Origin of the sequence: Bacillus taeanensis (genome assembly GCF_003318295.1) — a bacterium.
In the GTDB taxonomy this organism is placed as follows: Bacteria; Bacillota; Bacilli; order Bacillales; family UBA6769; genus Maribacillus; species Maribacillus taeanensis.
The window spans coordinates 1-5,792 of the sequence record NZ_QOCW01000047.1; the positions used below are offsets into that span (position 1 = coordinate 1).

Sequence of the window (5,792 nt, forward strand, 5' to 3'; positions counted from 1 at the left end):
TTTTCGATCTTCCATACGGTGGAGGGAAAGGTGGAATTGTCTGTGATCCTCGCAACATGTCTTTTCATGAATTAGAACGTTTAAGTCGAGGATATGTCCGTGCGATTAGTCAAATCGTTGGGCCAACGAAAGATATTCCAGCACCAGATGTATTTACAAATCCGCAAATTATGGCATGGATGATGGACGAGTACAGCCGTATTCAAGAATTCGATTCGCCAGGATTTATTACTGGAAAACCAATTGTACTAGGTGGTTCACAAGGTCGAGAAACAGCAACAGCAAGAGGGGTCACTATTTGTATCGAGGAGGCAGCAAAGCGAAAAGGCATTCGATTACAAGAGGCACGCGTTATTATTCAAGGGTTTGGGAATGCAGGAAGTTATATTTCAAAATTTATGAAAGAGGCAGGTGCAAAAGTGGTTGGTATTTCTGATGCATATGGTGCACTTTATGACCCAGCAGGTCTTGATATTGATTATTTGCTTGATCGACGTGATAGCTTTGGGGCAGTAACAAATTTATTTACAAATACCATTACAAATCAGGAATTACTTGAAAAAGAATGTGACATTCTTGTTCCTGCTGCGATTTCCAATCAAATTACACGAGAAAATGCAGACCGAATTCAAGCTGAAATTGTTGTTGAAGCTGCGAATGGACCAACAACGCTTGAAGCGACATCGATCTTAGCCGAACGTAACGTGCTGCTTGTACCGGATGTGCTCGCTAGCTCTGGCGGTGTAACGGTTTCGTATTTTGAATGGGTGCAAAATAATCAAGGATATTATTGGACAGCAGAAGAAGTCGCTCAAAAATTACGCCATAAAATAGTGGATTCTTTTGAAAGTGTTTTTTCTACAGCGCAACAACATCAAATAGATATGCGCTTGGCTGCATATATGGTCGGAATAAGAAAAATGGCAGAAGCTTCCCGTTTTCGCGGTTGGGTGTAAGGAATTTAGTTTGAAATGTAAATGATCGATCTACTTTTAGAAAGGAAGTGTTAAAAGGTGAAGCAAGTTATAGAAGCTGTATACAGTCCTTGCCATGGTGAAGTCGAAGAGGTGTATGTGAAACTAGGTGCACATGTCTACGAGTGGGAAACGTTGTTTGCTATCAAAACAGTTGAACAAATTGAGGAAGTTTCCATTGGGGTAAGCGGAAAGATTTTAAAATTAACTATTCAGAAAGGCGATATTGTGAAGCCGGATATGATCTTAGCTGAACTTGAAGATGATTTTGTCATTTCAGGAAGTGATTGAAAGTGTATCAGAAACAAGCGAGCGCTGTGTGACGACTTACCATGTCGATCCATTCATACATTTTCTTAAAATTTTATAGAAGAACAGATAATCAAGTACAACTGGTGGAGGGTACGGAATGAAAACTGAAATTTCAAATAAAAAAAATCTATTGGAGAAGTTTCATGGACCTAACCTTGGATATGTAATGGAACAATATGAACGGTATAAGGAAGATCCAAGTGCTGTTGACGGAGAATTAAAAGAATTTTTTCATACATGGGAACTCGAATCTATTTCCACTGATGTGATTGAGAAAGCTTTTGAAGATTTTCGTGAGACTCCTCTTGAAAATGAAGAAATGTTAAATAAAGTGATTCAATCGGTGAAATTAGCGGACAATATTCGCGCATATGGTCATTTGTCCGCAAAAATATATTCATTAGAAAAACAAAAAGGTTCAAATCTTCTTGATCTTGATCATTATGGATTAAGTGAGGAAGATTTGAAAGTGATTCCCGCTAAAACGATATGGCCTGACGCTCCCGGTCATATTCAGACAGGACTAGATGCTGTTAAAGCGTTAAATAAAATGTATACACAATCACTAGCTTATGAATTTAGCCATATCCAAAATGAAGATGAACGAAAATGGCTAACGAGTATGATAGAGTCCGAATTAGTCAATCAGAGGATGTCGACCGAGCAGCGTATTGCGCTTTTAGAGAAGTTAACAGCCGTAGAAGGCTTGGAGAAATTTTTACACAGAACCTTTGTTGGACAGAAGCGCTTTTCGATTGAAGGGGTGGACATGTTGATCCCGATGCTTGATGAGATTATTCGTAATGGTGTCCAAAATGGTGTGCGCAATGTAATGATTGGGATGGCCCATCGAGGACGTTTAAATGTTCTTGCGCATGTGCTGAACAAACCATATGAAATGATTTTTTCAGAATTTCATCATGCTCCGAATAAAGAACTTGTTCCTTCTGAAGGCTCAAGGGGGATTAACTATGGATGGACTGGGGATGTAAAGTATCATCTCGGTGCAAATCGTGAGATTGGAGAATCCAATATTATACGAGCTCGTTTGACACTTGCTAACAACCCAAGCCATTTAGAGTATATTAATCCTGTTGTACAAGGATATGCAAGGGTAGCGCAGGAAGATTGTGCAGCAGCAGGTTTCCCAAAACAAGATGTGCAAAAATCGTTTTCTATTCTTATTCATGGAGATGCGGCTTTTCCTGGAGAAGGAATTGTGGCTGAAACACTTAACTTGGGGCAGCTTAGTGGTTACCAAACAGGTGGATCTATTCATATCATTGCCAATAACCGAATTGGATTTACGACAGATAGTTACGATTCACGCTCAACGAGATATGCAAGTGACCTTGCAAAAGGGTATGAGATTCCAATTGTGCATGTAAACGCTGATGATCCAGAAGCTTGTATTGCAGCCATGAAGCTTGCTTATGAGTATCGCAGACGTTTTAATAAAGATTTTCTAGTGGATCTGATTGGCTATCGGCGTTTTGGACATAACGAAATGGATGATCCATTTGTCACACAGCCAGAAGTCTACGAAAAAGTTAAAAATCATCCGACTGTTCGTGCATTATATGCAGATACGCTTAAGTCAGAAGGTCTTATCAAGTTGGAAGAGATTAATCGAATAGAACAAGCGATTCAGGATAAGCTTCAAGCTGAATATGATAAGGTGAAATCGCGATTTCAGGAAGGAGAAATCGAAGAAGTTCAAGTTCCAGAGGAGGTTATGAATGGACTTCCACATATTGAAACTGCTGTTCCGATTGAGATGCTTCGTGATATAAACAATGCGCTTTTAAAGTTTCCTGAAGAATTTCATGTTTATCCGAAACTGAAGAAAATTTTACAGCGGCGTACTGACATGTTAGATGAGAAAGGCAAAATAGATTGGGGACTAGCGGAGACACTTGCATTTTCTTCTATTCTAAGCGATGGAACACCGATCCGGATAACGGGTCAGGATTCTGAACGAGGAACATTCTCACAGCGCCATATTGTCCTAACTAACAGCAAAACAGGTGAGAAATATTCCCCGCTTCATCTGATTCCACAGGCGAAAGCGTCCTTTGCTGTTCATAACAGCCCGCTTTCTGAAGCAGCTGTTCTAGGATTTGAATACGGATACAATGTTTATGACCCACAAACGCTCGTACTTTGGGAAGCCCAATATGGAGATTTTGCGAATGCTGCCCAAGTAATTTTTGACCAATTCATATCCGCTGGTCGTGCAAAGTGGGGACAGAAATCAGGGCTTGTTGTCCTGCTGCCGCATGGTTATGAAGGTCAAGGACCGGAACATTCGAGCGGACGCTTGGAGCGCTTTCTGACGTTAGCTGCAGAAAGTAACTGGACGATTGCCAATTTAACAAGTGCAGCGCAATATTTCCATATTTTGCGGAGACAAGCAAAAATCCTTGATAAAACGGAGGTTCGCCCACTGGTTATTATGACACCAAAAAGTTTGCTGCGTAATTCATATGTTTCTTCACCTAGCTCTATGTTTAGTGAAGGCAGCTTTCAAACCGTTATTGAACAGCCTCGTTTAGGCGAAAATATAGGCCATGTGAAACGGATCGTGTTATGCAGTGGGAAAATTGCCATTGATCTTGAGGCAGAATTGCAATTGAATGAGCGAATCTTTGATTGGCTGCATATTATTCGTGTAGAGCAGTTGTATCCATTTCCGAAAGAGAAACTAAAAGAGATTTTTGCACGATATTCAAATATAGAAGAAGTCGTTTGGCTGCAGGAAGAGCCGAAAAATATGGGGGCTTGGACATATATGGAGTCAAAAATGAAAGAAATCGTACCTGAGCATGTAATGGTTAGATACATCGGACGTGTAGAACGCTCCAGTCCTGCAGGTGGAGAACCGAATGTTCATAAGAAGGAACAAGAACGAATTGTGAAGGAAGCATTCAAACCGCTTAAAGAAACATTGAAAGTACTTAATTAAAGGGAGGACATTACTCGTGATTGAAGTCAAAGTACCAGAACTTGCAGAATCGATCTCGGAAGGAACAATCGCACAGTGGCTTGTTAAAGTAGGAGATATCATTCAAAAAGGTGATTATATCGTGGAGCTTGAAACAGATAAAGTGAATGTCGAAGTGAGCGCGGATAGTGAAGGGGTGATTAAAGAGATTTTGAAAGAGGAAGGAGATATTGTTGAAGTTGATGAAGTCATTGCTCTTCTAGTAGAGGAGATCGAAAAAAATGTGAAAGAAGTAAAGGATGATCCTAAAGCAGCTGAACATTCTAAGGTTGAAGAAGCAGCTCAAAAAGAAGAAACGAATACCAAATCGAAAGAACTTCAACGTCCATTAGCCTCTCCAGCTGTAAGAAAATTAGCACGAGAACTTAATGTTGATTTAAATAAGGTTAAGACTCAGGATCTGCTAGGACGGATAAGACAAGAAGATGTACGAGCGCACGTTAATCAATCAACAGTTAAGGCAAAGGATGAAGCAGTACAACGTGACAATGAAGAAGAAAGCAAAAAAGTTCAACAGTCTGTGAATGATTCAAGTGAATCGGACAAGCCGGTTGAACGAGTGAAGATGTCACGCCGTCGTCAAACAATTGCAAAACGACTTGTTGAAGTACAGCGTACAGCGGCAATGTTAACAACGTTCAATGAAGTGGATATGACGGCAATCATGGGTGTAAGAAAACGACGAAATGAAGCTTTTCTTAAGCAGCATGAGGTGAAAATTGGTTTTATGTCATTTTTTACAAAAGCGGTTGTTGGAGCACTGAAGCAGTTTCCAGAATTAAATGCAGAAATTCAGGGCGATGAGATGATTCTGAAAAAATTCTATGATATTGGAATTGCCGTTGGGACTGAAGGAGGTCTTGTTGTTCCTGTTGTTCGTAATGCCGATCAACTTGGATTTGCTGGCATTGAAAAAGAGATTGCAAGACTTGCAGAAAAAGCGAGAAGTAATAAATTAACGATGAATGAACTGCAGGGCGGTACGTTTACCATCACAAACGGCGGTATTTATGGATCAATGATGTCCACACCAATTTTAAACAGTCCGCAAGTAGGAATTCTCGGGATGCACAGCATTCAGTGGCGTGCGGTGGCGGTCGATCAAAAGACGATCGAAAATCGCCCAATGATGTATATCGCTCTTTCTTATGACCACCGAATTGTTGATGGTAAAGAAGCCGTCAGCTTTCTAGCAAAAGTGAAACAGCTGCTTGAAGATCCAGAGTCATTGTTATTAGAAGGATAACAATGATAGGAAAGAAACGGTCTTGAAAGGTAGCATCAAACAACGGACAAGACTTAAAGTAAATAGAGGTATAAAGAGTTATTTAGCAGTACATCTTTCTACCTCTTCATTTTTAATTTAGTATTCAATAAAAAAATAGATTTTAGTAGAAAAATATTTAAAACTTTTGTAGTTTTTCGTTATATTCTGTAGTCCGGATTATAAGATTAGTGATATATTGTTGAACATCAAATTAGAAAGCGTTTACAAAAAGGGG

Annotated in this window: 4 protein-coding genes; all 4 read left to right on the forward strand. The window is 39.8% G+C overall.

Annotated features, from left to right (window positions below):
- Positions 1 to 956: Glu/Leu/Phe/Val family dehydrogenase (locus DS031_RS23180; protein ID WP_142675816.1), on the forward strand; the 956-nt coding region annotated here is incomplete at its 5' end.
- A 57-nt stretch (positions 957 to 1,013) separates the two neighbouring features.
- Positions 1,014 to 1,265 (forward strand): biotin/lipoyl-containing protein, encoded by a 252-nt coding sequence (locus DS031_RS23185; protein WP_113808518.1) that lies wholly within the window; start codon positions 1,014 to 1,016, stop codon positions 1,263 to 1,265.
- Between the two features lie 118 nt (positions 1,266 to 1,383).
- Complete coding sequence (locus tag DS031_RS23190; RefSeq protein WP_113808519.1) at positions 1,384 to 4,251, forward strand: 2-oxoglutarate dehydrogenase E1 component; 2,868 nt, start codon at positions 1,384 to 1,386, stop codon at positions 4,249 to 4,251.
- Between the two features lie 16 nt (positions 4,252 to 4,267).
- Positions 4,268 to 5,536: a 2-oxoglutarate dehydrogenase complex dihydrolipoyllysine-residue succinyltransferase gene (odhB, locus tag DS031_RS23195; RefSeq protein WP_113808520.1), complete on the forward strand. Its 1,269-nt coding sequence runs from the start codon at positions 4,268 to 4,270 to the stop codon at positions 5,534 to 5,536.
- The last annotated feature ends 256 nt before the right edge of the window (positions 5,537 to 5,792 follow it).